Source organism: Pseudoruegeria aquimaris, assembly GCF_900172235.1.
In the GTDB taxonomy this organism is placed as follows: Bacteria; Pseudomonadota; Alphaproteobacteria; order Rhodobacterales; family Rhodobacteraceae; genus Pseudoruegeria; species Pseudoruegeria aquimaris.
In genome coordinates, this window is record NZ_FWFQ01000005.1 from 120,308 (window position 1) to 145,334 (window position 25,027).

23 protein-coding genes and 1 pseudogene are annotated in these 25,027 nt (G+C 64.8%); 11 read left to right on the forward strand and 13 right to left on the reverse strand.

The genetic code is table 11. The annotated features are described in order from the left end of the window. Nucleotides 1-12 precede the first annotated feature (12 nt). Complete coding sequence (locus PSA7680_RS05355) at nucleotides 13-1,584, forward strand: substrate-binding domain-containing protein (protein WP_085867634.1); 1,572 nt, start codon at nucleotides 13-15, stop codon at nucleotides 1,582-1,584. Here PSA7680_RS05355 and radC read toward each other — a convergent pair. From radC to dnaK, 3 genes are all read right to left on the reverse strand, one after another. After that, the gene (radC, locus tag PSA7680_RS05360; RefSeq protein ID WP_085867635.1) at nucleotides 1,581-2,342 is read right to left on the reverse strand and encodes a RadC family protein; all 762 of its coding nucleotides are present in this window, start codon (nucleotides 2,340-2,342) and stop codon (nucleotides 1,581-1,583) included. The two genes, PSA7680_RS05355 and radC, sit on opposite strands and share 4 nt — an antisense overlap. 143 nt (nucleotides 2,343-2,485) lie before the next feature. Beyond that, a complete protein-coding gene (gene dnaJ / locus PSA7680_RS05365) occupies nucleotides 2,486-3,634 on the reverse strand; it encodes a molecular chaperone DnaJ (protein ID WP_085867636.1) in 1,149 nt (382 codons plus the stop codon). An 85-nt stretch (nucleotides 3,635-3,719) separates the two neighbouring features. Further along, nucleotides 3,720-5,639 carry a molecular chaperone DnaK gene (gene dnaK / locus PSA7680_RS05370; RefSeq protein ID WP_085867637.1) on the reverse strand — a complete coding sequence of 640 codons (1,920 nt, stop codon included), beginning with the start codon at nucleotides 5,637-5,639 and terminating at the stop codon, nucleotides 3,720-3,722. 207 nt (nucleotides 5,640-5,846) lie between these two features. Between dnaK and PSA7680_RS05375 the strand changes: the two genes are divergently transcribed. Further along, nucleotides 5,847-6,458 carry an alpha-ketoglutarate-dependent dioxygenase AlkB family protein gene (locus PSA7680_RS05375; protein WP_085867638.1) on the forward strand — a complete coding sequence of 204 codons (612 nt, stop codon included), beginning with the start codon at nucleotides 5,847-5,849 and terminating at the stop codon, nucleotides 6,456-6,458. A 12-nt stretch (nucleotides 6,459-6,470) separates the two neighbouring features. Here the strand turns inward: PSA7680_RS05375 and PSA7680_RS05380 are convergent, their stop codons facing one another. Then, the gene (locus PSA7680_RS05380; RefSeq protein ID WP_085867639.1) at nucleotides 6,471-7,292 is read right to left on the reverse strand and encodes an ABC transporter permease; all 822 of its coding nucleotides are present in this window, start codon (nucleotides 7,290-7,292) and stop codon (nucleotides 6,471-6,473) included. A gap of 141 nt (nucleotides 7,293-7,433) precedes the next feature. On the opposite strand from PSA7680_RS05380, the gene cysQ reads away from it, so the two are divergent. From cysQ to PSA7680_RS05420, 8 genes and pseudogenes are all read left to right on the forward strand, one after another. Then, the gene (cysQ, locus tag PSA7680_RS05385) at nucleotides 7,434-8,231 is read left to right on the forward strand and encodes a 3'(2'),5'-bisphosphate nucleotidase CysQ (RefSeq protein ID WP_085867640.1); all 798 of its coding nucleotides are present in this window, start codon (nucleotides 7,434-7,436) and stop codon (nucleotides 8,229-8,231) included. A gap of 116 nt (nucleotides 8,232-8,347) precedes the next feature. Further along, a complete protein-coding gene (locus PSA7680_RS05390; protein ID WP_085867641.1) occupies nucleotides 8,348-9,589 on the forward strand; it encodes a glycosyltransferase family 2 protein in 1,242 nt (413 codons plus the stop codon). 187 nt (nucleotides 9,590-9,776) lie between these two features. Further along, entirely contained in the window at nucleotides 9,777-10,670 is an 894-nt protein-coding gene (gene galU / locus PSA7680_RS05395) for a UTP--glucose-1-phosphate uridylyltransferase GalU (RefSeq protein WP_085867642.1), read from the forward strand. A gap of 25 nt (nucleotides 10,671-10,695) precedes the next feature. Then, nucleotides 10,696-11,682 (forward strand): UDP-glucose 4-epimerase GalE, encoded by a 987-nt coding sequence (gene galE, locus PSA7680_RS05400; RefSeq protein WP_085867643.1) that lies wholly within the window; start codon nucleotides 10,696-10,698, stop codon nucleotides 11,680-11,682. Between the two features lie 70 nt (nucleotides 11,683-11,752). Continuing rightward, nucleotides 11,753-12,892, forward strand: coding sequence for a glycosyltransferase family 4 protein (locus tag PSA7680_RS05405; RefSeq protein WP_176244083.1), 1,140 nt, complete (start codon nucleotides 11,753-11,755; stop codon nucleotides 12,890-12,892). 45 nt (nucleotides 12,893-12,937) lie between these two features. Next, nucleotides 12,938-13,948 carry a glycosyltransferase family 2 protein gene (locus PSA7680_RS05410; protein WP_085867645.1) on the forward strand — a complete coding sequence of 337 codons (1,011 nt, stop codon included), beginning with the start codon at nucleotides 12,938-12,940 and terminating at the stop codon, nucleotides 13,946-13,948. Further along, a pseudogene (locus PSA7680_RS05415) lies at nucleotides 13,945-15,641 on the forward strand (DUF5927 domain-containing protein). Before PSA7680_RS05410 ends, PSA7680_RS05415 begins: the two are co-directional and overlap by 4 nt. 3 nt (nucleotides 15,642-15,644) lie before the next feature. Further along, nucleotides 15,645-17,063 carry a nodulation protein NodH gene (locus PSA7680_RS05420; RefSeq protein WP_085867646.1) on the forward strand — a complete coding sequence of 473 codons (1,419 nt, stop codon included), beginning with the start codon at nucleotides 15,645-15,647 and terminating at the stop codon, nucleotides 17,061-17,063. Nucleotides 17,064-17,129: 66 nt separating this feature from the next. Here the strand turns inward: PSA7680_RS05420 and PSA7680_RS05425 are convergent, their stop codons facing one another. The 7 genes from PSA7680_RS05425 to PSA7680_RS05455 all read right to left on the reverse strand — a co-directional run bounded on the left by PSA7680_RS05425 (nucleotide 17,130) and on the right by PSA7680_RS05455 (nucleotide 21,912). Then, on the reverse strand, nucleotides 17,130-17,594 hold the full coding sequence (locus PSA7680_RS05425) for a PTS sugar transporter subunit IIA (RefSeq protein WP_085867647.1): 465 nt from the start codon (nucleotides 17,592-17,594) through the stop codon (nucleotides 17,130-17,132). 39 nt (nucleotides 17,595-17,633) lie between these two features. Continuing rightward, complete coding sequence (hpf, locus tag PSA7680_RS05430) at nucleotides 17,634-18,209, reverse strand: ribosome hibernation-promoting factor, HPF/YfiA family (protein WP_085867648.1); 576 nt, start codon at nucleotides 18,207-18,209, stop codon at nucleotides 17,634-17,636. A gap of 293 nt (nucleotides 18,210-18,502) precedes the next feature. Further along, nucleotides 18,503-19,288, reverse strand: a complete 786-nt coding sequence (gene lptB / locus PSA7680_RS05435; protein ID WP_085867649.1) for an LPS export ABC transporter ATP-binding protein — start codon at nucleotides 19,286-19,288, stop codon at nucleotides 18,503-18,505. Further along, on the reverse strand, nucleotides 19,285-19,800 hold the full coding sequence (gene lptA / locus PSA7680_RS05440; protein ID WP_085867669.1) for a lipopolysaccharide transport periplasmic protein LptA: 516 nt from the start codon (nucleotides 19,798-19,800) through the stop codon (nucleotides 19,285-19,287). The genes lptB and lptA overlap by 4 nt, the downstream gene beginning before the upstream one ends. Before the next feature lie 8 nt (nucleotides 19,801-19,808). Continuing rightward, nucleotides 19,809-20,432 (reverse strand): LPS export ABC transporter periplasmic protein LptC, encoded by a 624-nt coding sequence (gene lptC, locus PSA7680_RS05445; protein ID WP_085867650.1) that lies wholly within the window; start codon nucleotides 20,430-20,432, stop codon nucleotides 19,809-19,811. Between the two features lie 21 nt (nucleotides 20,433-20,453). Continuing rightward, entirely contained in the window at nucleotides 20,454-21,065 is a 612-nt protein-coding gene (locus tag PSA7680_RS05450) for a ribonuclease D (protein WP_085867651.1), read from the reverse strand. Between the two features lie 88 nt (nucleotides 21,066-21,153). Further along, the gene (locus PSA7680_RS05455; protein WP_085867652.1) at nucleotides 21,154-21,912 is read right to left on the reverse strand and encodes a DeoR/GlpR family DNA-binding transcription regulator; all 759 of its coding nucleotides are present in this window, start codon (nucleotides 21,910-21,912) and stop codon (nucleotides 21,154-21,156) included. Between the two features lie 153 nt (nucleotides 21,913-22,065). Here PSA7680_RS05455 and PSA7680_RS05460 point away from each other — a divergent pair, with 153 nt between their 5' ends. Next, entirely contained in the window at nucleotides 22,066-23,022 is a 957-nt protein-coding gene (locus tag PSA7680_RS05460; protein WP_085867653.1) for a formylglycine-generating enzyme family protein, read from the forward strand. Here the strand turns inward: PSA7680_RS05460 and PSA7680_RS05465 are convergent. Together PSA7680_RS05465 and PSA7680_RS18475 are read right to left on the reverse strand one after the other, a co-directional pair. After that, complete coding sequence (locus tag PSA7680_RS05465) at nucleotides 22,992-24,629, reverse strand: sulfatase-like hydrolase/transferase (RefSeq protein WP_085867654.1); 1,638 nt, start codon at nucleotides 24,627-24,629, stop codon at nucleotides 22,992-22,994. The two genes, PSA7680_RS05460 and PSA7680_RS05465, sit on opposite strands and share 31 nt — an antisense overlap. Nucleotides 24,630-24,767: 138 nt before the next feature. Further along, nucleotides 24,768-24,953 carry a hypothetical protein gene (locus PSA7680_RS18475; RefSeq protein WP_139838560.1) on the reverse strand — a complete coding sequence of 62 codons (186 nt, stop codon included), beginning with the start codon at nucleotides 24,951-24,953 and terminating at the stop codon, nucleotides 24,768-24,770. Between the last annotated feature and the right edge of the window lie 74 nt (nucleotides 24,954-25,027).

Consider the following 25,027-nt stretch of genomic DNA (forward strand, 5'->3'; position numbering starts at 1 on the left):
ACAGGCACCACCATGGCGATCCTGCGTGCGGCGTTCAGCGCCGCACTTTTCCTTTTTGTCAGCCTCGCTGCGCCGGCAGCGGCGCAGGACGTGACGCTTTCCGCCAAGGGGGGCGGGCTTTCGGTGAGCGGAACGCTGCTTTCGTTTGACGGGGAGTTCTACCGCGTCCAGACGGAGTTCGGGCCGCTCGTTCTCGACGGGTCCGGGGTGGATTGCTCCGGCCCCGGCTGTCCGGATCTCGAAACGTTCGTCGCGCGGATCACCGTGGCCGGGGACGAAATGCTCGGCGCGGAGCTGATGCCGCTGCTGCTGGAGGCCTATGCGCAGGAGCGTGGGCTGAAGATCCGCCGCATCGTCAGCGACGATCGCAATTTTCACTACGTGCTCTGGGAAGAGGGCTCCGGCTCGCCCGTGGCCGAGATCGCCTTTCACCTCGGCACCACGGTGCAGGGATTCGGGGATCTGCTGCGCGATCAGGCCGATATCGTGATGGCCGCGCGCGAGATGACGCGCGAGGAACTCGCCGCCGCGCGCGAAGCCGGGCTGGGGGGGCTGAAGGCCGCCGCCCGTGGGCGCGTGATCGCGCTGGACGGGCTGGCGCTGCTGGTGGCCCCGGAGAACCCGGTGCAGGGGCTTTCGCTGGCGCAGGCACGGGCGGTGCGGGCGGGGCTTGTTGCGAACTGGGCCGATCTCGGCGGTGCGGATGCGCCCATCGTGCTGCACGCCCTCGCCGCGGACTCCGGGCTGGAGCAGGCGATCTCCAACCGGCTGGAACCCCTCGGGGGCATCGCCGTCACGCGGCACCAATCCTTGGCCAGCCTTGCCGATGCGGTGGCGCGCGATCCGCTGGCCTTGGGGTTCGGCACGTTGACGGAACAGGGCAACGCGCGGCCCCTGGATCTGATCGGCGCCTGCGGGCGGGCCTTTCCGAAAGGGGCCCATGCGATCAAGGCCGAGGATTATCCGCTCACCCTGCCGCTTCTTCTCTACACGCCGCCGCGCCGGTTGCCGAAATTCGCTCGCGGTTTCCTGCGCTACCTGAACACGGCCCCGGCCCAGGCGCTTATCCGGGCCAACGGTTTCGTCGATCTGGACGCCGAGCGGGCGCCCCTCTCCGGGCAGGGGGACAGGCTTGCCGCCGCCATCCTGAACGCCGGCGCGGAGGTGCCGCTCGGCGAGCTGCAGCGCATGGTCACCGCGCTTGCCGGCTACGAACGGCTGACCACGACCTTCCGTTTCGAAACCGGCTCATCGGTTCTGGACGCGCAATCGCGCACCAACGTGCTGTTGCTGGCCGAAGCGCTGGAGGCCGGGCGGTATGACGGCCAGACCCTCGTCTTCGTGGGTTTCTCCGACGGAGAAGGTGCGGCGGCCACGAACCGCCAGATCTCGGAGAACCGCGCGCGCCGGGTGCGTGACGCGGTGCGCCGGGCCGCACGGGCCTTGCCGGAGGGCGGTGTGAGGATGCGCACGGAGGCCTTCGGCGAGGCCATGCCTATGGCCTGCGACGAGAGCGGGATCGGGCGCCAGATCAACCGCCGCGTGGAAGTCTGGGTCGGGCCGAAGATGGATCAGGACGGCTAGAGATACCCTTCGGCACGGAAGCTGACTTCGCGCTCGTGGCCGATCACGAGGTGATCGTGCAACGTAAGCCCCAGCACCTCCGCGGCGGCCTGTACCTGCTGCGTCATCGTGATGTCGGCCTGGGAGGGGGTGGGGTCGCCGGAGGGGTGGTTGTGCACGAGGATGAGCGCGGAGGCGTTGAGCTCCAGCGCCCGTTTCACCACTTCGCGCGGATAGACGGGCACGTGATCCACCGTGCCGCGGCCCTGTTCCTCATCGGCGATCAGCACGTTCTTGCGATCCAGGAACAGGACGCGGAACTGCTCCGTCTGCCGATGGGCCATGCAGGTATGGCAGTAGTCGAGCAGGGCGTCCCAGCTCGAAATCACGTTGCGGTGCATGGCGCGCGAGCGGGCGAGCCGGTGCGCCACGGCCTCGACGATCTTGAGATCGGTGATGGTTTCGTCCCCGATGCCCTTCACCTTGCGCAGGATCTCGGGCGGAGCGGAGACGACGGCGGCGAAACTGCCGAAGGTCTCCAGCAGCATCCGCGCCACCGGCTTCACGTCCTTGCGGGGCAGCGCGCGGAAGAGCAGCAGTTCGAGCAGCTCGTAATCGGGCAGCGCATCGGCGCCGCCCACCATGAAGCGCTCCCGCAGGCGGCGGCGGTGCTCCGTGATGTAGGAGGGCAGCCGGCCCGCGGGCAGGGGCTGCGCCGGCGCCTCATCGTCGGCAAGAAAATTCATCTGCGTTTCGGCAAAGCTGTTCTTCCGGCTCATGCCGCAAGTCTGGCCCGATTCCCTTTAGGCGGTGTTAACCGTGATCCGCATGTGAAAACGGCGCCGCTCCGGTTGGAGCGGCGCCGCCTTGGTTGCGGGCAATGGGCGCGGGCCCTTTCTGCGCGCCCGGGGCCGTGCGGCCGTCAGCCCTTCATGCTGTCCCAGAAATTCTTCACCGAGGCGAAGAAGCTGGAACTGTTCGGGTTGTTGTCCGCGGCGATCCCGTCGAACTCGCGCAGAAGTTCCTTCTGGCGGGCGGTGAGGTTCACCGGGGTTTCCACGGCCAGTTCGATGAACATGTCCCCACGGCCGGCGCCGCGCAGGGCGGGCATGCCTTTGCCGCGCAGGCGCATCTGCTTGCCGGACTGGCTGCCAGCCGGGATCTTCACCCGGGAGCGGCCGCCTTCGATGGTCGGCACCTCGATTTCGCCCCCGAGCGCGGCCGTGGCCATGCTCACGGGCACCCTGCAGAACAGGGCGGTGCCGTCGCGTTCGAAGATCTTGTGCTCGCGGACCTCGATGAAGATGTAGAGATCCCCGGCAGGCCCGCCGCGCAGGCCGGCCTCGCCCTCGCCGGCGAGCCGGATCCGGGTGCCCGTCTCCACGCCGGCTGGGATGTTCACCGAAAGGGCGCGTTCCTTCTCGACACGGCCCGAGCCGCCGCAGCCCTTGCAGGGATTCTTGATCATCTGGCCCATGCCGCCACAGGTGGGGCAGGTGCGTTCGACGGTGAAGAAGCCCTGCTGCGCCCGGACCTTGCCCATGCCCGAACAGGTGGGGCAGGTCGTCGGTTCCGCACCGCCTTCCGCCCCGGTGCCGCTGCAGTCATCGCAGGCCACCGAGGTGGGCACGTTGATCGTTTTCTGGACGCCGGCGAAGGCTTCTTCCAGATCGATGCGAAGGTTGTAGCGCAGGTCGGAGCCGCGGGTGGCCCGCTGCCGGCCACCGCCGGCGCGCCCGCCCATCATGTCGCCGAAGAGATCGTCGAAGACATCCGAGAAAGCCGAGGCGAAATCGCCGTGGCCGCCGCCGAAACCGCCGCCCGGACGCCCGCCACCCATGCCACCTTCGAAGGCGGCGTGGCCGTAGCGATCATACGCGGCGCGCTTGTCGGCGTCCTTGAGGACGTCGTAGGCCTCGTTCACTTCCTTGAACTGCGCTTCCGCATCCGGATTGTCTGCGTTGCGATCGGGATGCAGCTCCTTGGCCTTCTTGCGGAAGGCCTTCTTGATCTCGTCGGCGGAAGCGCCCTTCTGGATCCCCAGCAGTTCGTAGTAGTCTTTCTTCGACATTTGGAATGTCCCCCTTGGGACCAAGTAAAAGGCCGGCCCGGTTGCACCAGACCGGCCTTCTGAGGTCCTGTGTCAGGCCCTCATCTCAGCGTTTTTCGTCGCCCAGATCCTCGAAGTCGGCATCGACGATATCGTCATCCGACTTGGCGCCGGCTTCGAAATCCTCTTCCGACGGAGCGGCGGATTCAGCTTTCGCCTGCTCGGCCTTGTAGATGGCCTCGCCCAGCTTCATCGCTGCCTCGGTGACGTTCTGGATGCCAGCCTTGATCTTGCCGGCGTCGTCTTTTTCCAGATCGTCCTTGAGGGCGGCAATCGCCAGCTCGATGGCTTCGATCGTGGTCGGATCCACCTTGTCGGAGTGCTCTTCCATCGACTTCTCGGTCGAGTGGATGAGGCTCTCGGCCTGGTTCTTGGCTTCGACGAGCTCCTTGCGCTCCCGGTCTGCCTCGGCGTTGGCCTCGGCATCCTTGACCATCTGTTCGATCTCTTCGTCGGACAGACCGCCGGAGGCCTGGATCGTGATCTTCTGCTCCTTGCCGGTGCCCTTGTCCTTGGCGGACACGGAGACGATGCCGTTGGCGTCGATGTCGAAGGTGACTTCGATCTGCGGCATGCCGCGCGGTGCCGGCGGGATGTTCTCGAGGTTGAACTGGCCGAGCAGCTTGTTGTCGGCAGCCATCTCGCGCTCACCCTGGAACACGCGGATCGTCACGGCGTTCTGGTTGTCTTCCGCGGTGGAGAAGATCTGGCGCTTCTTCGTCGGGATCGTGGTGTTGCGGTCGATCAGGCGGGTGAAGACACCCCCCAGCGTTTCGATGCCGAGCGACAGCGGGGTCACGTCGAGCAGCACGACGTCTTTCACGTCACCCTGCAGAACACCGGCCTGGATCGCGGCGCCCATGGCCACCACTTCGTCCGGGTTCACACCCTTGTGCGGCTCCTTGCCGAAGAACTTGGTCACCTCTTCGATGACTTTCGGCATCCGGGTCATACCACCGACCAGCACCACCTCGTCGATGTCGGAGGTGGAGAGGCCAGCGTCTTTCAGAGCAGCCTGGCAGGGCTTCAGCGACGCCTTGATCAGATCGCCCACGAGGCTTTCCAGCTTGGCGCGGGTCAGCTTCATGACGAGGTGCAGCGGCTGACCGCCTTTCGGATCCATCGAGATGAACGGCTGGTTGATCTCGGTCTGCTGGCTCGAAGACAGCTCGATCTTGGCCTTCTCGGCGGCTTCCTTCAGGCGCTGCAGGGCCATCTTGTCCTGCGTCAGGTCAACGCCGTTCTCTTTCTTGAACTCGTCGGCCAGGTAGTTGACGATCCGCATGTCGAAGTCTTCACCGCCGAGGAACGTATCGCCGTTGGTGGATTTCACTTCGAACAGGCCGTCGTCGATCTCGAGGATGGTCACGTCGAAGGTGCCGCCGCCGAGGTCGTAGACGGCGATCGTCTTGGATTCCTTCTTGTCGAGGCCATAGGCCAGCGCGGCCGCGGTCGGCTCGTTGATGATGCGCAGCACTTCGAGGCCGGCGATCTTGCCGGCGTCCTTCGTGGCCTGACGCTGGGCGTCGTTGAAGTAGGCGGGCACGGTGATCACGGCCTGCGTGACTTCCTCACCCAGGTAGCTTTCGGCGGTTTCCTTCATCTTCTGGAGGATGAAGGCCGAAATCTGGCTCGGAGAATATTTCTCGCCCCCGGCTTCGACCCAGGCGTCGCCGTTGCCGCCGTCGACCACGTTGAAGGGCAGGTTCTTCTTGTCCTTCGCGAGGTCGGCGTCGTCGAACCGACGGCCGATGAGGCGTTTCACGCCGAAAATCGTGTTGTTGGGGTTGGTGACGGCCTGGCGTTTGGCCGGCTGGCCAACGAGGCGCTCATCGTCGGTGAAGGCGACGATGGAGGGAGTGGTACGGGCGCCTTCAGCGTTTTCGATGACGCGAGGCTGAGCGCCGTCCATGATGGCAACACAGGAGTTGGTGGTGCCGAGGTCGATACCAATGACTTTAGCCATGATGTTTACCCTTTTCTTTGGCGATGTGCAGGAGCCGGACCCCCTTCTGAGGCATCGCGGTTCCGATCCCAGTTACGACCGGGCAGCTACCCGATCAGGCTTCCCGGCGTATATAAGGAGGGGGCAATGACGCTGCAAGCGTTGGAGGCGCTCTGAAGGTGGCCAAAATCGCCAAAAAAATGCGGTGCTGTGCAGCGGGGGAACGGAATGGGCAGGCAGGCGACGATTTGCGTGCGGGGATTCGAGATCCACGAAGGGTATCTGGATCCCTCACGGCAGCAAGCGATGGTGGAGGACCTGCGCGCCGTGCAGGCGGAAGCGCCGCTGTTTTCCCCGATGACGCCCTATGGCCGGCCGATGTCGGTGCGGATGACCTCGGCGGGAAAATACGGCTGGTTCTCCGATCGCCGCGGCTACCGCTACGTGACGGAACACCCGCAGGGCCGGCCCTGGCCACCGATCCCCGAAAGCGTGCTGGGCGTCTGGCGGGATCTCGTCTCGCACGAACGCGCGCCGGACTGCTGCCTCGTGAATTTCTATTCGGAAGCCGCCCGCATGGGGATGCACCAGGACAAGGACGAGGCTGATTTCTCCTGGCCCGTCGTTTCGATCTCGCTGGGCGACGAAGGGCTGTTCCGGATCGGCAACCGGACGCGCGGCGGCAGCACGGAATCCCTCTGGCTGCGGTCTGGCGATGTCGTCGTGATGGGGGGCGAGGCGCGGCTGACCTACCACGGCGTAGACAGGATCCGGCCCGGCACCTCGAGCCTTCTGAAGAACGGCGGGCGGATCAACCTGACCCTTCGGGTGGTGGACTGAGCCCCAGCCGCCCTACTGCGTGGCGCTCCAGCTGAGCGAGGCTTTCTTGCGGGTGTAGAACTCGAGCAGCATACCGATGCCAAGAAGCACGATCGATACGATCAGCGCATATTTCCACGAGGAATTGTGCGGGAAGTAATTGATGAACATGTAGCCCCGCGCCTGATCGATCGTGTGGAACAGCGGGTTCCAATCGAAGATCGCGAGCATCCATGCGGGCAGAGAGTTGGCGACGAACATCTTTCCGGAGGTGATCATGTTGGCTCGCGTGTAGATGCGCACGAGCGTCTGCGTCAGCGTCGGCGCCCAGGGTTTCATCGCGAGGAAGATCAGCCCGACGGCGACGCCGAAGAACCAAGCGAGCAGGAACATGCCGAACACGCCGACCGGATCGTAGATGTAGATCCGCGCGAACAGCACGTTGTAGAAATAGAGCATGAGAATGACGGCCAGCACCGAAACGTAGAGCGAACTGAGCGCCGTGGAGGCCACGGAAATACCCGTGTTCATCGGCGCATGTTTCATCATCGGCGAGGTGGGGCCCTCGGAGTTGGCGATCGTGTTCACCACCCGGATATGGGTGAGGTAGAGAAAGACGCCGGACAGGATGTAGAGAAAGAAATCGCCCCGGATCGTGGTGCCCCGCAGCCCCAGCACGAGGAACATGACCATGAAGACGGCGAGCATGATGAAGGCCTGCAGGATCGTCACCCCGATGGAGACGAAGGCGTTCCTGTGCTTGTCCCGCACCTTTCGCACGGCGGAGTGATAGATGAGTGCAAGGGTTCCGAACGCCGCTTCGAAGCCGTTTTTCTTTGCCTTGCTGCCAAACATTCACGTTTTCCCTGCCGGATGGGGCCATTGTGCCACATTTATCGCCGGGAATTCTTGTTGTTCCCTTAGCGAGGAACGATAAAAAAGAAGTTGTTTGTTTACAATAGACCGGCCCCGAGGGGCCGTAAAAGGAGTAAGTGCGTGGATTTTGAGAAACTCACCGAGGTGAGCCGGCGGCTGGCATTGGAAGCGGGCGACAAGATCATGGAGATCTACAACGCCGACGACTTCGACGTGAAAGTCAAATCGGACGACAGCCCCGTCACCGAGGCCGACGAGGCCGCGGACGCGATCATCAGCGCCGGCCTGCGCGCGGCCTTCCCGGACGTGCTGCTGGTGACGGAAGAGCAGGCCGCGAGCCACGCGGAGAAGGCCGATACCTTCCTGATCGTGGATCCGCTGGACGGCACCAAGGAATTCATCAAGCGCCGGGGCGATTTCACGGTGAACATCGCCTACGTCGAAAACGGCATCCCCGTGCGCGGTGTCGTCTACGCGCCGGCGAAGGGCCGCCTGTTCTACACGCAGGCCGATGGCACCTCCGTTGAGGAAGAAGGCCCCTTCTCGAAGGACAAGCCCGGCGCGACCAAGCCCATCTCCGTGTCCAAGCCCGACATGGGGGCGCTGATGGTGGTGGCTTCGAAATCCCACCGGGATCAGGCCACGGATGACTACATCGGCAAATACAACGTGAAGGACATGAAAAGCGCAGGCTCTTCCCTGAAGTTCTGCCTCGTGGCCACCGGCGAGGCCGATCTCTACCCGCGCCTCGGCCGGACGATGGAATGGGATACGGCCGCGGGCCATGCCGTCCTGCTGGGCGCGGGCGGCAACGTTGTCGCCTTCGACGACCACAAGCAACTGGTCTACGGCAAGGACGGATACGCCAACACGTTCTTCATCGCCTACGCGCCGGGCGTCGAGCTTCAACCCGCCTGACACCGGATGCGGCCGTCCTCGGCGAAAGCCTTTCTGAAAGCCCCTGCCACGCAGGGGCTTTTTGCCTTAGGCTCAGGCCATCGAGCCGATCTCGGCGGAGTTGGAGCGGGCCGGACATGACGCAGCAGCCATTGGTTTCGGTTGTCGTGGTTTCCCACGAACGCCCGCGCGCGCTGCGACGGTGCCTGCTGTCGATCCTGCAGCAATACCATCGGCCGCTGGAAGTCGTCGTGGTGGCCGACAGTGCTGCCTGCCGTTTCGTGGAGCCGCTGGCCGCCGAGGCGGGGATTGTGCTTCTGCCGTTCGATGAGGCCAAAATCTCCGAAGCGCGCAATCGCGGCATCGCGGCGGCGCATGGTGCGTTCATCGCTTTCATCGACGATGATTCGGCTGCGGAGCCGATCTGGGTGCAGGAGCTGTTGCGCGGCTTCGATCTTCCGGGCGTGCAGGCCGTGGGCGGCTACGTCTTGGGGCGCAATGGAATCAGTTACCAATGGACGGCGCGCGCGGTGGCGCCGGACGGCGGTGAGATGGCCCTCGCGCAGCCATCGCGCGAACCGTTCGTGGCGCACCCGCCGGAGGGGTGGGCGGCGAAAACTCAGGGCACGAATTGCGCCTTCAGATCCGAGGCGCTGCTCGGGGTGGGCGGGTTCGATCCGGCCTTTCGCTACTTCAATGATGAGACGGATCTGAACCTGCGCATGGCCCGCGCCGGCATGCTGGCCGCGTTCGCGCCCGGTGCTTTGGTGCATCACGGCTATTTCGCGAACAGGACACGCCGGGCGGACCGTGCCCCCCGCGATCTCTTCGAGATCGGCCGCAGCCAGGCCATTCTGCTGCGCAAGCACCTGCCGCAGCCCGGTATCGATCAGGCTCTGGGCTCCTTCGTGGCCGGCCAGCGCAAGCGCCTGATCGCGCACATGGTTTCCGGCGCGCTTGCCCCGCATGACGTGGGCCGCCTGCTTTCAGGGCTGTCGCGCGGCATCGACGAAGGCCTGCGGATCGCGCTGGCGCCGAGGAACGGGCTGCCCGCGGCGCCCGGCCAGCCGGTTCTTTTGGCAACGCCGCCACCGCGCCGCGCAATCGCATTGGCCGGGCACTGGAGCCAGCGGGCCGGACTTGAAGCCCGCGCTGCGGCGGCAAGACAAGCGGGTGATGTCGTCACCCTGTTTCGTTTCAGCGCTATCCCTTTGCGCCACCACGCCACCTTCCGGGATGATGGCGTTTGGCTCCAGACCGGGGGCATATTCGGAAAATCTCAACGGGAGGTCGGTATGCCCGCAACATGGCGCATCAAACGCCGCGCCGCCCTGGAAAAGGAACGGATCAGGCGCCAGAGGTGGCCCGAAAAGGAATGAAATGGTGATCGCTATGCTCGAATCTTCAGCAAAGTTTTGCAAATTGGTCAGAAGCTGCGTAACTATCCCGTGGCACTATGATGCACTGGAGTGATTACCGTTTTGCGTATTCTGCGCTGCGGCGTATGCTCGCTTCAGGCAATTGCTGCCCTACTGGATACAAACTTATTAGTAACAAGGCCCGCTCATGCGACGTAAAGTAACCAAAGCCATTTTTCCTGTAGCCGGTATGGGGACGCGCTTTCTGCCCGCGACGAAATCGGTTCCGAAAGAAATCATGACCCTCGTTGACCGCCCGCTGATCCAATACGCGATCGACGAGGCCCGCGAGGCCGGCATCAAGGAGTTCATCTTCGTCACCTCCCGCGGCAAGAGCGCCCTGGAGGATTACTTCGACACCAACCCGCAGCTTGAGCGCTCCCTGCGCAAGAAGAACAAGACGGCTCTGCTGGAAGAGTTGAAGAAGACCAACATGGAAAGCGGTGCGATCGCCTACATCCGCCAGCACGATGCCCTCGGGCTCGGGCATGCCGTGTGGTGCGCGCGGCGGCTGGTTGCGAACGAGCCCTTCGCCGTCATCCTGCCGGACGACGTGATTGCGGCGGAGACGTCCTGCCTGAAGCAGATGGTGGAAGCCTACGAGGAAACCGGCGGCAACATGGTGGCCGCGATGGAAGTGCCCCAGGAGAAGGCCTCGGCCTATGGTCTGCTCGACGTCAAGGAAGACATGGGCAGCATCGTGTCCGTGAAGGGCATGGTGGAGAAGCCCGAACCGCAGGATGCGCCGTCCAACCTCGCCGTGATCGGGCGCTACATCCTGACCCCGCAGGTGATGCGGAACCTGAATGCCAAGAAGGAAGGCGCCGGCGGCGAGATCCAGCTGACCGACGCCATCGCGGAAGAGATCGAGGCCGGGCGTGACGTCTATGGCTACCGGTTCCGCGGTCAGCGGTTCGATTGCGGTTCCAAGGCAGGGTTCCTGCAGGCCACCGTAGCCTTCGGTCTCGCGCGCGACGAACTGCGCGAAGAGCTTTCCGGCTTCCTCGAAGAAATGATGCACATGAAGAAGGTGGCCGAGTAACGGCCACTTTTCCCGGAGTTATTTGATGTCCAAGAAAGTGCTTGTCACCGGGGGTGCGGGCTACATCGGCTCGCACGCCTGCAAGGCGCTCGCGCGTGCGGGCTATGTGCCCGTCACGTTCGACAACATTTCCACCGGCTGGGAGGAGGCGGTGAAATTCGGCCCCCTCGTGAAAGGCGATCTGCTCGACAAGCCGGCGATCGAAGCCGCACTGGCCGAGCACGCCCCGATCGCGGTGATGCATTTCGCGGCCCTGAGCCAGGTCGGCGAAAGCATGCAGGTGCCGGGAAAATACTGGCGGGAGAACGTGCTTGGCGCGGTCAACCTCGTGGAGGCCGCGGTCGAGGCCGGGTGCAAGAACTTCGTGTTCTCCTCCACCTGCGCCACCTACGGCGAGCACGACAACGTTCTACTCGATGAAAACACGCCGCAGCATCCGATCAACGCCTACGGGGGCTCCAAGCTCGCGATCGAACAGATCCTGGCGGATTTCTCGGCGAGCCACGGTCTGAACCACGTCATCTTCCGCTATTTCAACGTGGCGGGTGCCGATCCGGAAGGCGAAGTGGGCGAGTTCCATCAACCTGAAACCCACCTGATCCCGCTGATGCTGGACGCGATCGAGGGCAAGCGCCCCGCGCTCACGATCTTCGGCACGGACTATCCGACTCCGGATGGCACCTGCATACGGGATTACGTCCACGTGATGGATCTCGTGGATGCCCATGTGCTCGGGCTGAAATGGCTGGAAGAGGGCAAGGGCAACCGGGTGTTCAACCTCGGCACCGGCAAGGGGTTTTCGGTGCGCGAAGTCGTGGAGCACTCCAACAGCGTGACGAACAAGCCCGTGCCGATCACCGAGGGGCCCCGCCGCGCCGGGGATTGCACCAAGCTTGTGTCGGGCAGTGAAAGGGCGGAAAAGGAACTGGGGTGGACTCCAACCCGCTCGACGCTGGAGACGATGATCGCCGATGCCTGGAGATGGCACCAGAACGGCCACTACGAGAAATAGGGGCCCACGCCCGCGGCTGCTGGATGTCACGCGGCTGGTGTCGCGGTTCGGCAAGGGTCCGTTCACGGGGGTGGACAGGGTCGAGGCGGCCTATCTGTCGGAAGTGATCGAACGGCCTGAGCCGGCTTTCGGCCTGCTGCGCAGCCGCTATGGATTCCTGCTGCTGGACAGATCCGGGCTTTCCGCGTTGAAGCGCTGGCTGGCCGCACCCGAAACCCTGGTGCGGCGGGATCTGCTCTCGCGCCTTCCGCCGCGCAGGACCGCTGACGCACAGGCGATTGAAACGGCGGCGCGGGCGGTCTGCATCGCCCGCTGCCTGCCCCGGCAGTTGCGGGGCCGCCTGCGGACGGCCTTTCCAGAGGGGTTCGACTATTTCAACACCGGGCACGCCAACCTTTCCCCCGAGGTTCTGTCGGCCATGCAGGGTGGGGAAAGCCACGTTCTGGTGCATGACGTCATCCCGCTGGATCATCCGCAGTTCCAGCGCCCCGGCACGGTGGAGTCGTTCACGCGCAAGATGCGGGCCGTTTCCCAAGGGGCCAGCCGCTGCATCTATTCAAGCCGGGCCGCCCGCGCCGATGCCGAGCGCCATTTCGCGGCCTGGGGCCGGGTGCCGCCGGCCGTCGTCGCGCCGCTGGGAGTGGACATCGAAGCCACGGCGCCCGGCGGCGAGCGGCGGCGGGACCTCCCCGCCGATCCCTACTTCCTGATCGTCGGCACGATCGAGCCGCGCAAGAACCATGTGCTCCTGCTCGACATTTGGGAACGGCTGTTGGCGGAGACCGGCAGCGCCCCAACGCTCTGCATCGTGGGGCGGCGGGGCTGGAACAACGCCGCCGTCTTCGCGCGGCTGGATGAGGCCGCGCGATGGCGGGGCTGCGTGCGGGAGATGGGCGCCGTTCCGGACGCGGAGCTCGCCGCGCTGATGGCCGGGGCCCGCGCGATGCTGTTTCCCAGCCTTGCCGAGGGATATGGCCTGCCCCCCATTGAGGCGGCGGCGCTGGGCGTGCCGGTCGTGTGCAACACACTTCCGGTTTATCGGGAGACGCTTGGAGACATTCCCATTTACGCCGATGCCTCCGATCAGTATCAATGGGTCCATACGGTCAGAAAGCTTGCGGAAGCTTCTGTTCCGGAACGAAAAAACAGCGCGGACGGGTTCCGCCCCCCACAATGGCGCGACCACTTCGCAACCGTTTTCGGAAACTGATCCGGGCGGAGCTGCGAGGAGGGAGCCGGCCGGCAAGGACAAGGCGTGAGTGCGATACAATCATATCGCCTGCGGTTGCAGCGCAGAAAATGGCTGATCCGCGCCCTTCGCAAGCGGCGCGATCTGACCGCCGTGCGCAATCGCACCTCCCACATCCGCCCCGGTGACATCCTGGTGTTCAGCACGGTGCGCAACGAGAAGGTGCGCCTGTCGTTCTTCCTGAAATACTACCGCAACCTCGGGGTCGATCACTTCGTCTTCGTGGACAACGGCAGCACCGACGGCACCCGCGAGTTTCTCGAAGATCAGCCCGACGTTTCGCTCTGGGCAACCGAGAAAAGCTACAAGCGCGCGCGCTTCGGCATGGATTGGCTGAACTGGCTGCAGATGCGCTACGGCCACAAGCATTGGTGCCTCACCGTGGACGTGGACGAATTCCTCGTCTACCCGTTCTGCGACACGCGCTCGCTGCGCGCTCTGACGGACTGGCTGGACGCCTCTTCGATCAAGAGCTTCGGGGCCATGATCCTCGACATGTATCCGAAGGGGCGCATCGACGAGCAACCCTACCGCAGCGGGCAGGACCCGTTCGAGATCGCATCCTGGTTCGACTCCGGCAACTACGTGATGAGCCGCAACGCGCTCTATGGAAATCTCTGGATCCAGGGCGGCCCGCGGGCGCGGATGTTCTTTGCCGACCAGCCCGAACGGGCGCCGGCGCTCAACAAGGTGCCGCTGGTGAAATGGGATCGCCGCTACGCCTTCGTAAGCTCGACCCACATGCTGCTGCCGCGGGGGCTGAACCTCGTCTATGACGAATGGGGGGGCGAGAAGGCCTCCGGCTGCCTGCTTCATGCGAAGTTCCTCTCCACCTTCGGGAAGAAGGCCAAGGAAGAGCTGGAGCGCAAGCAGCATTTCGCCAACAGCAAGGAATACCAGGCCTACAACGAGGCCATGAAGGCCAACCCGGATCTCTGGTGCAAATGGAGTGAAAAATACATCAACTGGCGCCAGCTCGAGATCCTCGGGCTGATGTCGAAGGGGAACTGGGCATGACCGTCGGGATCGTCATGCTGGCCCATACGGCGCTGCACAGGGCCTCGCAGGTGGCCCGGCACTGGCATGCGGCCGGCTGCCCGGTGGTGATCCACGTGGACAGGCGCGTTCCGGATGACGAGTTCCGCCCCTTCGTGGACAGCCTTTCGGAACTGGAGAACATCCGCTTCACCCGTCGCCTCAAATGCGATTGGGGCACGTGGTCGCTTGTCGAGGCGAGCCAGATCGCTTCGGAGATGATGCTGGAGAAATATCCGCAGGTCAGCCATGTCTACCTGTCGTCCGGCTCCTGCTTGCCCCTGCGCCCGGTGCAGGAGCTGATCGATTATCTCGCCGAGCGGCCGAAGACCGATTTCATCGAATCCGCGACGACGGAAGACGTGCCCTGGACGGTCGGCGGGCTCGACAAGGAGCGTTTCACGCTGCGCTTCCCCTTCTCGTGGAAGAAGCACCGCAAGCTGTTTGACGCCTACGTCCGGCTGCAGCGGCTCGTGCGCTTCAAGCGGCGCATTCCGCCGGGGCTGGTTCCGCACATGGGATCGCAGTGGTGGTGCCTCACACGGCAGACGCTGTCGGCGATCCTGCAGGATCCGGACCGCGCCACCTACGACGCCTATTTCCGGCGGGTCTGGATCCCCGACGAAAGCTACTACCAGACGCTGGCAAGGCTCTATTCCACCCGGATCGAGAGCCGGTCGCTGACCCTGTCGAAATTCGATTTCCAGGGCAAGCCGCACATCTTCTACGACGATCACCTCCAGCTTCTGCGCCGGTCGGACTGCTTCGTGGCCCGCAAGATCTGGCCCGAGGCCAACAAGCTCTACGAGGCCTTCCTCTCCTCGCCGGAGGGGGCGATGAACCGGGCTGAACCGAACCCCGGCAAGATCGACAGGATCTTCTCGAAAGCCGTGGAGCGCCGGGCGAAGGGGCGGCCGGGCCTCGTGATGCAGAGCCGCTTTCCGCATGAGGGATGGGAGAATGGGCTGACGGCGGCGCCCTACGCGGTGCTCGAAGGCTTCTCGGATCTCTTCGTGGATTTCGAGGCCTGGCTGACGAAGGCCACGGGCCTGCGCGTGCACGGCCATCTCTTCGCGAAGGACAGGGTGCATTTCACCGGGGAGCAGAGTGTCTACAACGGCTGCCTGAGCGACAGCGCATCGCTGCGGGACTACAACCCGAAGGCCTTCCTTTCGAGCCTGATCTGGAACACCCGCGGGGAGCGGCAGTGCTTCCAGTTCGGCCCGCGTGACGTGCAGAAGATCGGCCCCACCCTGGCGCGCGACCCGAATGCCCAGATCGCCGTGATCTCGGGCGCCTGGGCGATCCCGCTGTTCAACTCCAACATGAACTTCGCCGATATCCGCAAGCAGGCGGCGGAGCTTCAGAAGATCGAGAACATGCATCTGGAAACCCTGCGCGCCGCCACGGCGAAGGCGCGGGTCCGGATCTGGACGATGGCGGATTTCGTGGAGGCCCCGATGGAGCCGCTGCAGACGGTGATCGACGAGATCGCGCCGCGCCCCCTGCGGCGCCTGAACGAAGCCCCGCGCATGGTGGATCTGACGGGCTTCGGGCAGTTCCTGCAGAACCTGAAGAACCAGGGGATGCATCCCTACCTGATGGGGATTTCCCGGTCGGCAGCGATCCCTCGCCGGGGAAATCGAGCCGCCGCAAACCCTACCTGGTGAAGTAGCCCTTGGCCGGGCCGTTCAAATATTTCGTGGTTCTGGCCGGGATGCGCACCGGTTCGAACTTCCTTGAATCCAATCTCAACGCCTTCCCGGATCTCGTCTGCCACGGTGAGGCCTTCAACCCGCATTTCATCGGCTATCCCAACCGCGACACCCTCCTCGGGCTGACGGCGGCGGACCGGGACGCGGACCCGTTTCGCCTGCTGGCCGCGATGCAGGCCGAGCCCGGCGTCGTGCCGGGCTTCCGGTTCTTCCACGATCACGATCCACGGATGCTGGCCCATGTCCTTGGGGATCCGGCCTGCGCCAAGATCGTGCTCACGCGCAATCCGCTGGAAAGCTACGTCAGCTGGAAGATCGCGCGGGAGACGGGCCAGTGGAAGCTCACCAACGTGAAGCATCACCGCGTGGCGCAGGTGCGGTTCGATGCCGGCGAATTCCAGCAGTTCCAATCCGACAACGCCGAATTCCACGCGGTGATCCGCAACGCTCTTCAGGAGACGGGGCAGGGGGCCTTCTGGGTGGATTACGGCGATCTGCAATCGCTCGACGTGATCAACGGCCTGGGCGCCTACCTCGGGGCGGCGGAGCCGTTGCCTGAGCTTCAGAAGGGTTTGAAACGGCAGAACCCGGGCTCGTTGCGGGACAAGGTGAAGAACCCGGCGGAGATGGAAGAGGCCCTGGCCCGCTTCGACATCTACGGCCTCGGCGTTGCGCCCCGGATCGAGCCCGCGCGCAACGCCGCCGTGCCCAGCTACCTGGCCGCCGATGCGCCACCCCTTCTGTTCCAGCCGATCCCGGCCGGGCCGACTGAGCGCGTGCGCCAGTGGCTGGCGGCGATCAACGGGGGCGATCTGACCTCCGGCATGACGCAGAAGGATCTGCGCCAGTGGCTGCGCCGGCACAAATCGCACCGCGCCTTCACCGTCGTCTCCCACCCGATGGAGCGTGCCCACCGGCTGTTTCGCGAACGTATCCTGCCCACAGGCGATGGCGCCTTCATGGAGATCCGCGGATATCTCGCCCGCGCCTTCGCCGCCCCCTTGCCGGCCGAAGGGGAAATCGCGGCGATGGATGCCGAAACCCACCGCGCCTGTTTCATGGCCTTCCTGAAGTTCGTGAAGGCCAATCTCGCGGAGCAGACGCCGATGCGCACCGATCCCGGCTTTTCCACGCAGTCGGCGGTGATCCAGGGCTTTTCGCAGGTGGTGGCGCCCGATCTCATCATCCGGGAACCGACGCTCGAGCTTGGTCTGGCCTATCTCGCGGCGGAGCAGGGCGTGGACGCGCCGAAGCTGGCGGAGCCCGTTCGGGGCACGCCCGATCTGGCCGAGATCCATGACGACGAGCTCGAAAGCCTGTGCAAGGATGTCTACGGGCGCGACTACCTCGCCTTCGGGTTCAAACCCTGGGGCAGGCGCTAGTCTTCAAAACAGGAAGGGCGGCCGATGGCCGCCCCGTGTTTGGCAAAGTATGAACGGATGAGCCGATCAGGCGGCCTGGGCGCCTTGGTCGGAAATCAGGATCGCATGAAGCACCGACGGGGCATCGTTGGCCCGCAGCTTGGCGCAGATCGCCGGATCGCGCATGGTGCGCGACACGAGCGCCAGCGCCTTCAGGTGCTCGACGCCGGAATCCACCGGCGCGAAGAGCGCGAAGACGAGATCCACCGGCTTGCGGTCGACGGATTCGAATTCCAGCGGCTTGTCCATCTTCAGGAAGACGCCGACCACGCGGTCGATGCCTTCCATCCGGGCGTGGGGCAGGGCGATGCCGTTGCCGACACCCGTGGGGCCGAGGGATTCACGCTCGAGCAACGCTTCCACGGCATCCCTTGCGGGGATGCCGTAGCTGGCTTCGGCCACGTCGCAGAGATCCTGGAACATCCGTTTCTTCGAGGATGCGTTGGACACGACCTTTACGGCCGAGGACTTCAGTATACTCGATAGTTCCATGTGCCTTCGCTTCGTTGCCTGCGATCCGAGCGGCGCGCGTTACTTCGCGTTCTGAGGATCGATCCACCCGATGTTGCCGTCGTCCCGGCGATACACCACGTTTATTCCATTGTTGCCTTCGTTGCGGAACACCAACAGCGGCGCGCCACCAATTTCCATCTGCATGACCGCCTCACCCACGGAGAGCTCGGGAACCTTGGTTTCCATCTCCGCGATGATCATCGGTTGCAGGGAGTCCGGCTCCCCATCGGCCGATTCTTCGGACGAGGCGAGGATATAGGAGGATGCGCCGTAAAGTTCAACGGGCTGCGCGCGCTCGCGGTGGTGGTCCTTCAGGCGGCGTTTGTAGCGGCGGAGCTGCTTCTCCATCTTGTCCGCGCAGCCGTCGAAGGCGGCGTAGATCTCGGTGGCATGGTTTCGGGCCTGGGCGGTGAGCCCGGTGGAGAGGTGGACAGTGGTTTCGCAGACGAACTCGTGGGCGTTCTTCGAGAACACGACGACCGCCTCCGTCGGGCGTTCCGCGTATTTCTCGACAACGCTTCCGAGCTCGCCTTTGACATGCTGCTGAAGCGCCGCGCCGATGTCGATCTGCTTTCCACTGATTTGGTACCGCATGAAACCTCCTTTGTTTCAAAAACAGGACAGTCAGGCGCCTGCAACCGGCGCCACTCTCCAGCGCCAGGCCGGGTGGAACACGTTTTCTAAGGTGAGCTGACGCAGCGCCTGAGGTGCGCTGCTGCCTTCCAGAAGCCGGCCTGTCGAATGAAGCCTGTCCATGAAGATATTTGGCGCCAGATTGCAGGGGGCTGTCAATCGATTCCGGCGGTGATGCGCCGCGGCGAAAGGCTGGCGCATTGAAAACAAAGGAAAAAGAAAAGTATTCTCCTGCGCCGCGGCGATCAGGCGACTCAGCGGATCGAGAAGCTGTCGCCCAGGTAGACGCGGCGCACGTTTTCGTCTTTCACCACGTCCTCCGTGGTGCCGCTCATCAGGATGGCGCCGTCGTGCAGGATGTAGGCGCGGTCCACGATTTCCAGCGTTTCCCGAACGTTGTGATCGGTGATCAGAACGCCGATGCCGCGGTTCTTCAGATCGGCGACGAGGCCACGGATCTCGCCCACGGCGATCGGATCGACGCCGGCGAAGGGTTCGTCCAGAAGCACGTATTTCGGATCCGCGGCCAGGCAGCGCGCGATCTCGACGCGGCGGCGCTCACCGCCGGAGAGCGCCATCGCGGGGGCACGGCGCAGGTGGCTGATGGAGAACTCGCTGAGCAGGTCGTCCAGCCGCTCGCGGCGCTTGTGGATGCCCGATACCGAGACTTCGAGGATGGCGAGGATGTTTTCTTCCACCGAAAGCCCGCGGAAGATCGAGACCTCCTGCGGCAGGTAGCCGATCCCCAGCTTGGCGCGGCGATACATCGGCAGCAACGTTACGTCGCGGCCGTCGATCAGCACCTGCCCGCCCTCGGGCGTCACCAGGCCGGCGATCGTGTAGAAGCAGGTCGTCTTGCCGGATCCGTTCGGCCCCAGCAGCGCGACGACCTCGCCGCGATTGAGGTGGAGATCCACGTTCCGGATCACGGTGCGCTTTCGATAGCTCTTGCGCAGAGCCCGGACGACGAGCCCGGTATCCGAAGGCGTTGCGGCTTCCTTCGCGCGGGCCTCGGCCTGCAATGCCTTCGCGTCACTCATTCGGACTGGCTGCTCTTGAGCGTCGTCCGGACGCGCCCGTCGAGCCGTGCGGTTCCGGTTTCGAGATTGGCCGTCATGCGCTCGGATGAGATCACGTTTGGGCCCTGGGTGAGCAGCACATTGCCCTGCATTTCGACGATGCCGGTGGCGATCGTGTAGACGGCCTCCGCCGCCTCGGCGGCATCGGGGCCGTTGACGAGCACGACATTGCCGGTGGCGATCAGGCGCGAGATGCCGCCGGCGGCATCGCTGCCGGCCTCGGCGTATTCCACCCGGAGCGTATCGGCCGACAAGGTCATTTCGCCCTGCGTGACGAGCACGTTGCCGGAGAAGATCGCCGCACCGTCGGCCTGGTCAACCTCAAGCTGGTCGGCCGTCACGTCGACGGGCTTGGAGGGATCGCCCTGGAAACCGCCGAAGCCGATCTGCGTTCCCTGCGCCGCGGCGGGCTGGGCAAAGGTGGCGGCGAGCAGCATCAGGCCCGCGAGAAAACTGGCTGAAATGCGCATCATGAACCCCGTCACCATTCCGTCGTCTTTCCTGCACTCTGGCCCGGGTCGTATACCAGCTTAACGCCCCCGCTGAAAACCATAACGTATTGGCCGTCTTTTCTAATCAGCTCCATCTGCTGCGCATCCAGCGTTCCGATCCGCCCGACGGCCTGAACCTCGCCTTCGCTGCGCAGGTGGGTGGTGGAAAGATCGGCCTCCAGCGCTTCGGTAGTGACCAGCAGGCCGGTGGATGTCTGGATCTGCACGCCCCCCTTCAGCCGCGCGGTGCGGCTCTGCGCGGCATAGGCGCCGGTGTCGGCGATCACGTCCACGCGCTGGCCGTCGGGGCTCGTCCAGACGAAGGTGAGCGCTTGCGCATCGAGCGAGCGGCCGTCCGCGCCTTCGGGGCGGGCCGTGGCAGCGGAAAGGGATACCGATGCGCCGTCTTCGGTGAGGCCGGAAAACTGGGGCGCCTTGATCCGCTGTTCGCGCGCGATCTCCTCCAGTTCCACGTCCGCATAGGGGACGCCGCCGGCCTCCTCGCGCTGGGCCGATACCAGGAACAGGGTGGCGAGCAGGCCGAGCGCCACGAGGGGCAGCAGGACCTTCGCGAGCGACACGAAGCGCGAGTAGCTGTCGGAGGGCCGTTGCATACGCGGGAACCGGGGCCTTCGTCAGTGCGCGAAGATGTCGATCTCGGGCCAGCCGGCCAGATCGAGCTTCGCGCGGGTGGGCAGGAAATCGAAACAGGCCTGCGCCATCTCGCTGCGCCCTTCGCGTGCGAGCCGCCTGTCCAGTTCCTCCTTCAGCTGGTGCAGGTAGAGCACGTCGCTGGCGGCATAGTCCATCTGCGCCTTCGTCAGGGTCTCGGCGCCCCAGTCGGAGCTCTGCTGCTGCTTAGAGATATCCGCGCCCAGAAGTTCGGAGACGAGGTTCTTCAGGCCGTGGCGATCAGTGTAGGTGCGCACGAGCTTGCTGGCGATCTTGGTGCAGTAGACCGGCGCCGCGAGGGCGCCGAACGCCTTGTAGAGGGCGGCGATGTCGAAGCGTCCGTAGTGGAACAGCTTCAGCACCCCCGGATCTTCGAGCAGGCGGCAGAGTTTCGGGGCCCGTGTCTGGCCGATTTCGATCTGCACGAGGTGGGCATCGCCGTCGCCGCCGGAAAGCTGCACGAGGCAGAGCCTGTCCCGGTGCGGGTTGAGGCCCATGGTTTCGCAGTCGATCGCGACCGCCGGGCCCAGATCGAGGCCGTCGGGCAGATCGCCATTGTAGAGGTGTATCGCCACGTGCCGGGCCCTTCTTCCGGTGAGTTCCGTTACGGCGGAGATAAGCTGTCCGGAGGGCAAACTCAACTGACGGCGGCGGCATCGCGCCTCAGCTGATGTGCACCTCGGTGCCCCATTCGGCGCATTTCTGCGCAAGATCGCCCGGCAGGGGCGCATCGGAAAAGACGGCGCCGACATCCCTGAGCGAGGCGATGCGGGCCGGGGCGGAGCGGGTGAACTTCGATTGGTCGGCCACGAGGAAGGTCGTCCGGGCCTGCCGGATGATCGCCTTGGAGACGCCGACTTCCTGCACGTCGAAATCGAGCAGGTCGCCGTCTTCGTCCACCGCCGAACAGCCGATGATCGCGAAATCCACCTTGAACTGCTCGATGGTGCGCGTCGTCAGATCCCCGGTGAGCCCGCCGTCGGAGCGGCGCAGGATGCCGCCGGCCAGTACGATCTGGCAATCGGGGTTGGCCACGAGGATGTTGGCGACGTTGATGTTGTTGGTCACCACCATCAGGTTGCGATGGTGCAGCAGCTCGCGGGCAACGGCCTCGGTGCTGGTGCCGATGTTGAGAAACAGGGAGGCGTCCTCGGGGATGGCGCGGGCGCAGAGCCGCGCGATCCCGGATTTCGCGTCGCTGTTCAGGCCGCGGCGATCCTCGTAGCCGATGTTGGACACGCCCGAGGGCAGCACCGCGCCGCCGTGCACCCGTTCGAGCTTTCCGGCTTCGGCCAGCTCGGTGAGATCGCGGCGGATCGTCTGCACCGTCACGTCGAATCGGCGGGCAAGATCTTCCACCTTCACCTTGCCTTCGGCGCGGGCGATTTCGAGGATCTGGGGTTCGCGGAAATTCTGGACCATGAGGCTGCCTGTTGCGTGATTTGGGGCAGGATGTTCGTTTCTGTTCCGCTCCGCAAGAGAAAGCGAAAACGAAAACCGCGGTGACGTGGCGGCCCTCGCCTTCCGGTGGCAGGCCGCCTAAAGTGCCCTGAAAAAGGCGACGCAGGGTTCCACATGAAGAGCGACGGTCAGAAGCAGGCAGCCTGCTGTTCACCGACGGCCGGGCGGCGCGCGGCGGTGGGCGGCGTGGCGGCCCCGGCGGGGGCGGGCGGCCCCGCCCATCTCGCCAGGGAGGCCGTGGCAATCCCGGGTGGTTCAGGCTTCATCGGAACGGATCGCCCTGAGCTTGCGATCGACGGAGAGGCGCCGCTGCGGCGCAGCCGCATCAAGCCTTTCCGGATCGGGGCGACGGCGGTGACGAATGCCGAGTTCGCCGCCTTCGTCGAGGCGACGGGGCATGTCACCGAAGCGGAGCGCTTCGGCTGGTCCTTCGTGTTCTGGGCGCAGGTGCCGGAGGGCTACCCGGACACGCGGGGCGTGGCCGGTGCGGAATGGTGGCGCCGGGTGGACGGGGCCAACTGGCGCGAGATCAACGGCCCCGGCACGCAGGCCGAAGCCTGGAAGCCGGATCATCCGGTGGTGCATGTATCGTGGAACGATGCCCGCGCCTACGCCGCCTGGGCCGGCGGGCGCCTGCCCACCGAGGCTGAATGGGAGCACGCGGCGCGGGGCGGCGGGGGTGATCAGCGCTTCCCTTGGGGAGATGCCGAGCCGAACGACAGGGATCACTTCCCGTGCAACATCTGGCAGGGTCGCTTCCCGCAGGAGAACACCGGTGCCGACGGCTACCTGACAACGGCACCGGCGCGCAGCTACGCGCCCAATGGCTACGGGCTGTACAACATGGTGGGCAACACCTGGGAATGGACGGCAGAGGCCTTCACGATCCGGTCCCTCAGGAAAGAGGTGAAGGCCCGGCTGGCGGCGATGAAGGGCTACCGCCTGATGAAAGGCGGCTCCTTCCTGTGCCACGCGAGCTATTGCTACCGCTACCGGATCGCGGCCCGCACGGGCAATGCGCCCGACAGCACGACGACCCATCAGGGTTTTCGCGTGGTCTGGCCGGCCTGAGCGCGATGGCGCGCCAGCGCCTCCAGCTCCGCCTGCACCTCCGACTCGTCCCAGAAGCCGATCAGGATGCCGGATTCCGTGGCGTCCGGATCGGCCTCGACCTCGGCCCGGCTCATGGTGGTGCGCGGGTGCCGGGCGAGCGCCCATTCCGCGAGCGCGCCATGCAGCCGGGCGCGGGTTTCGGCGTGGGACGGGTCCGCGCCCAGATCGCGCAACTCGAAGGGGTCTTCCACGAGATCGAACAGGATCGGCCGCACGCCCTCGGCGTAGCAGTATTTGAACCGGCCGTCGAAGATCATCGTCATCGTGCAGTGATCTACGTCCCGCCCGGCGTGGCGGCGCGTGGGCTCGACGCTGAAATCGATCTCGCTGATGACATGGCCGCGCCACGGCGGATCCTCCCCGCGCAGAAGCGGCAGCAGCGAGCGGCCCTCCAGAATATGCGCTGCCGGCACGCCGCCCATGGCCTCCACGATGGTGGGAGCCAGATCGATGGCTTCCGTCAGGCGCGCATCCTCCGTTCCGCGGGTCCCGTCGGCTTCAGGCGAAGGATCCACCACGATCAGGGGCACCTTGGCGGAGACATCGTGGAAGAAGCTCTTCTCCCCCATCCAGTGATCGCCGAGGTAGTCGCCGTGATCGGAGGTGAAGATGATGAGCGTGTCCTGCAACTGGCCGCTGGCTTCGAGAAAGGCCATGAGGCGGCCGATGTGATCGTCGATCTGGGTGATCAGCCCCATGTAGGTGGCGATCATCCGTTCCCGCGCGCCGGGGCGGCTGTAGATGCGGGAGTAGTGATTGGCCCGGTGGGCGGCGTGGAACGGGTGCGCGTCCTGGCGCTCCGCTTCCGACCGGACGACGGGGATCACATCCTCGGGGCCATACATCGCGTGGTAGGGCGCGGGGGCCAGCAACGGCCAGTGCGGCTTGATGTAGCTCAGGTGCAGGCACCACGGCGTTTCCCCGGCCTGGGCGATGAACTCCATCGCGCGGTTGGTGCTGTAGGCCGTTTCCGAATGGGCCTCGGGGATGCGCGCCGGGCGATGGGCGTTCTCGTTCAGCCAGCCCGAAAGGCGCATTCCATCCTGAGTTTCCGCCGATGCCGCGAACGCCTGCCACGGGTTTTCGGCGGTGAATCCCTGCGCGCGCAGGTAGTCGTTGTAGTGGCTCGGCGCCTTGCCGCCGTCCGGGTGCAGGCCGTCGAGCCTGTCCCAAACCTCGAAGCCGCCCTCGGCGATATGCCTGCCCTTGGGCGAGTCAGGATCGATTCCCAGCCGCTCCATGCCGGCGATGTCGGCCCGCATATGAGTCTTGCCGCACAGCACCGCCCGCGCGCCGATCTGGTTCAGGTGATCGCCCAGCGTCCATTCCCCGACGCGGAGCGGGCACTGGTTGAACCGCGCGCCATGGCTCTTCACGTAGCGCCCGGTGTAGGTGCTCATCCGGCTCGGGCCGCAAATGGGCGACTGCACGTAGCAGTTGGTGAAGCGCACGCCCCGCCGGGCCAGCGCATCGATATTGGGGGTGCGCAGCGTGGGATGGCCGGCACAGCCGAGGTAGTCGAACCTCAGCTGGTCGCACATGATGAACAGAACATTCCTCGCCAAGACCGGCCTCCTTCCGCGCTTGTGCGAATTTGGCGTGAGGCCGGTTGAAAAATCAATGCTGCCAAAGCAACCAGAAGTGCGCGCAAATAGAACAAAGGGTGATTCGGAGATCTCGAAAAGCCAAGCTTTTTCAATGCGTTACTCAACCAGAAATTTACTCGAAAACAATAAATCCGCGCAGGCAACGATAAGCCCGCGCAAACTTTTTTCGAAGTTTTTTTGAATGCCGCCGGCCTCACTGACAGCATGAAAAAAGCCCGTGTCTGGGACACGGGCTTGCATGAAGGTCGGATTGTGGGCGGCGCTACTGTCGCAGCGCTTCAAGGAAGGGATGATCCTTGCGGTACATCGTCTCGAACGCTCTGTGGGTGAAGGGGGTCGCCGCGCGGTTGGCCTGC

What these genes read in the sequence shown, in the direction of transcription:
- PSA7680_RS05355 (WP_085867634.1), top strand. Translation starts at nt 13, where the DNA reads ATGGCGATCCTGCGTGCGGCGTTCAGCGCCGCACTTTTCCTTTTTGTC.
- lptC (WP_085867650.1), bottom strand. Translation starts at nt 20,432, where the DNA reads ATGCAACGGCCCTCCGACAGCTACTCGCGCTTCGTGTCGCTCGCGAAG.
- dnaK (WP_085867637.1), bottom strand. Translation starts at nt 5,639, where the DNA reads ATGGCTAAAGTCATTGGTATCGACCTCGGCACCACCAACTCCTGTGTT.
- PSA7680_RS05455 (WP_085867652.1), bottom strand. Translation starts at nt 21,912, where the DNA reads ATGGTCCAGAATTTCCGCGAACCCCAGATCCTCGAAATCGCCCGCGCC.
- hpf (WP_085867648.1), bottom strand. Translation starts at nt 18,209, where the DNA reads ATGCGGTACCAAATCAGTGGAAAGCAGATCGACATCGGCGCGGCGCTT.
- PSA7680_RS05375 (WP_085867638.1), top strand. Translation starts at nt 5,847, where the DNA reads ATGGGCAGGCAGGCGACGATTTGCGTGCGGGGATTCGAGATCCACGAA.
- lptB (WP_085867649.1), bottom strand. Translation starts at nt 19,288, where the DNA reads ATGAGTGACGCGAAGGCATTGCAGGCCGAGGCCCGCGCGAAGGAAGCC.
- PSA7680_RS05460 (WP_085867653.1), top strand. Translation starts at nt 22,066, where the DNA reads ATGAAGAGCGACGGTCAGAAGCAGGCAGCCTGCTGTTCACCGACGGCC.
- galU (WP_085867642.1), top strand. Translation starts at nt 9,777, where the DNA reads ATGCGACGTAAAGTAACCAAAGCCATTTTTCCTGTAGCCGGTATGGGG.
- PSA7680_RS05390 (WP_085867641.1), top strand. Translation starts at nt 8,348, where the DNA reads ATGACGCAGCAGCCATTGGTTTCGGTTGTCGTGGTTTCCCACGAACGC.
- PSA7680_RS05380 (WP_085867639.1), bottom strand. Translation starts at nt 7,292, where the DNA reads ATGTTTGGCAGCAAGGCAAAGAAAAACGGCTTCGAAGCGGCGTTCGGA.
- PSA7680_RS05425 (WP_085867647.1), bottom strand. Translation starts at nt 17,594, where the DNA reads ATGGAACTATCGAGTATACTGAAGTCCTCGGCCGTAAAGGTCGTGTCC.
- galE (WP_085867643.1), top strand. Translation starts at nt 10,696, where the DNA reads ATGTCCAAGAAAGTGCTTGTCACCGGGGGTGCGGGCTACATCGGCTCG.
- radC (WP_085867635.1), bottom strand. Translation starts at nt 2,342, where the DNA reads ATGAGCCGGAAGAACAGCTTTGCCGAAACGCAGATGAATTTTCTTGCC.
- dnaJ (WP_085867636.1), bottom strand. Translation starts at nt 3,634, where the DNA reads ATGTCGAAGAAAGACTACTACGAACTGCTGGGGATCCAGAAGGGCGCT.
- lptA (WP_085867669.1), bottom strand. Translation starts at nt 19,800, where the DNA reads ATGATGCGCATTTCAGCCAGTTTTCTCGCGGGCCTGATGCTGCTCGCC.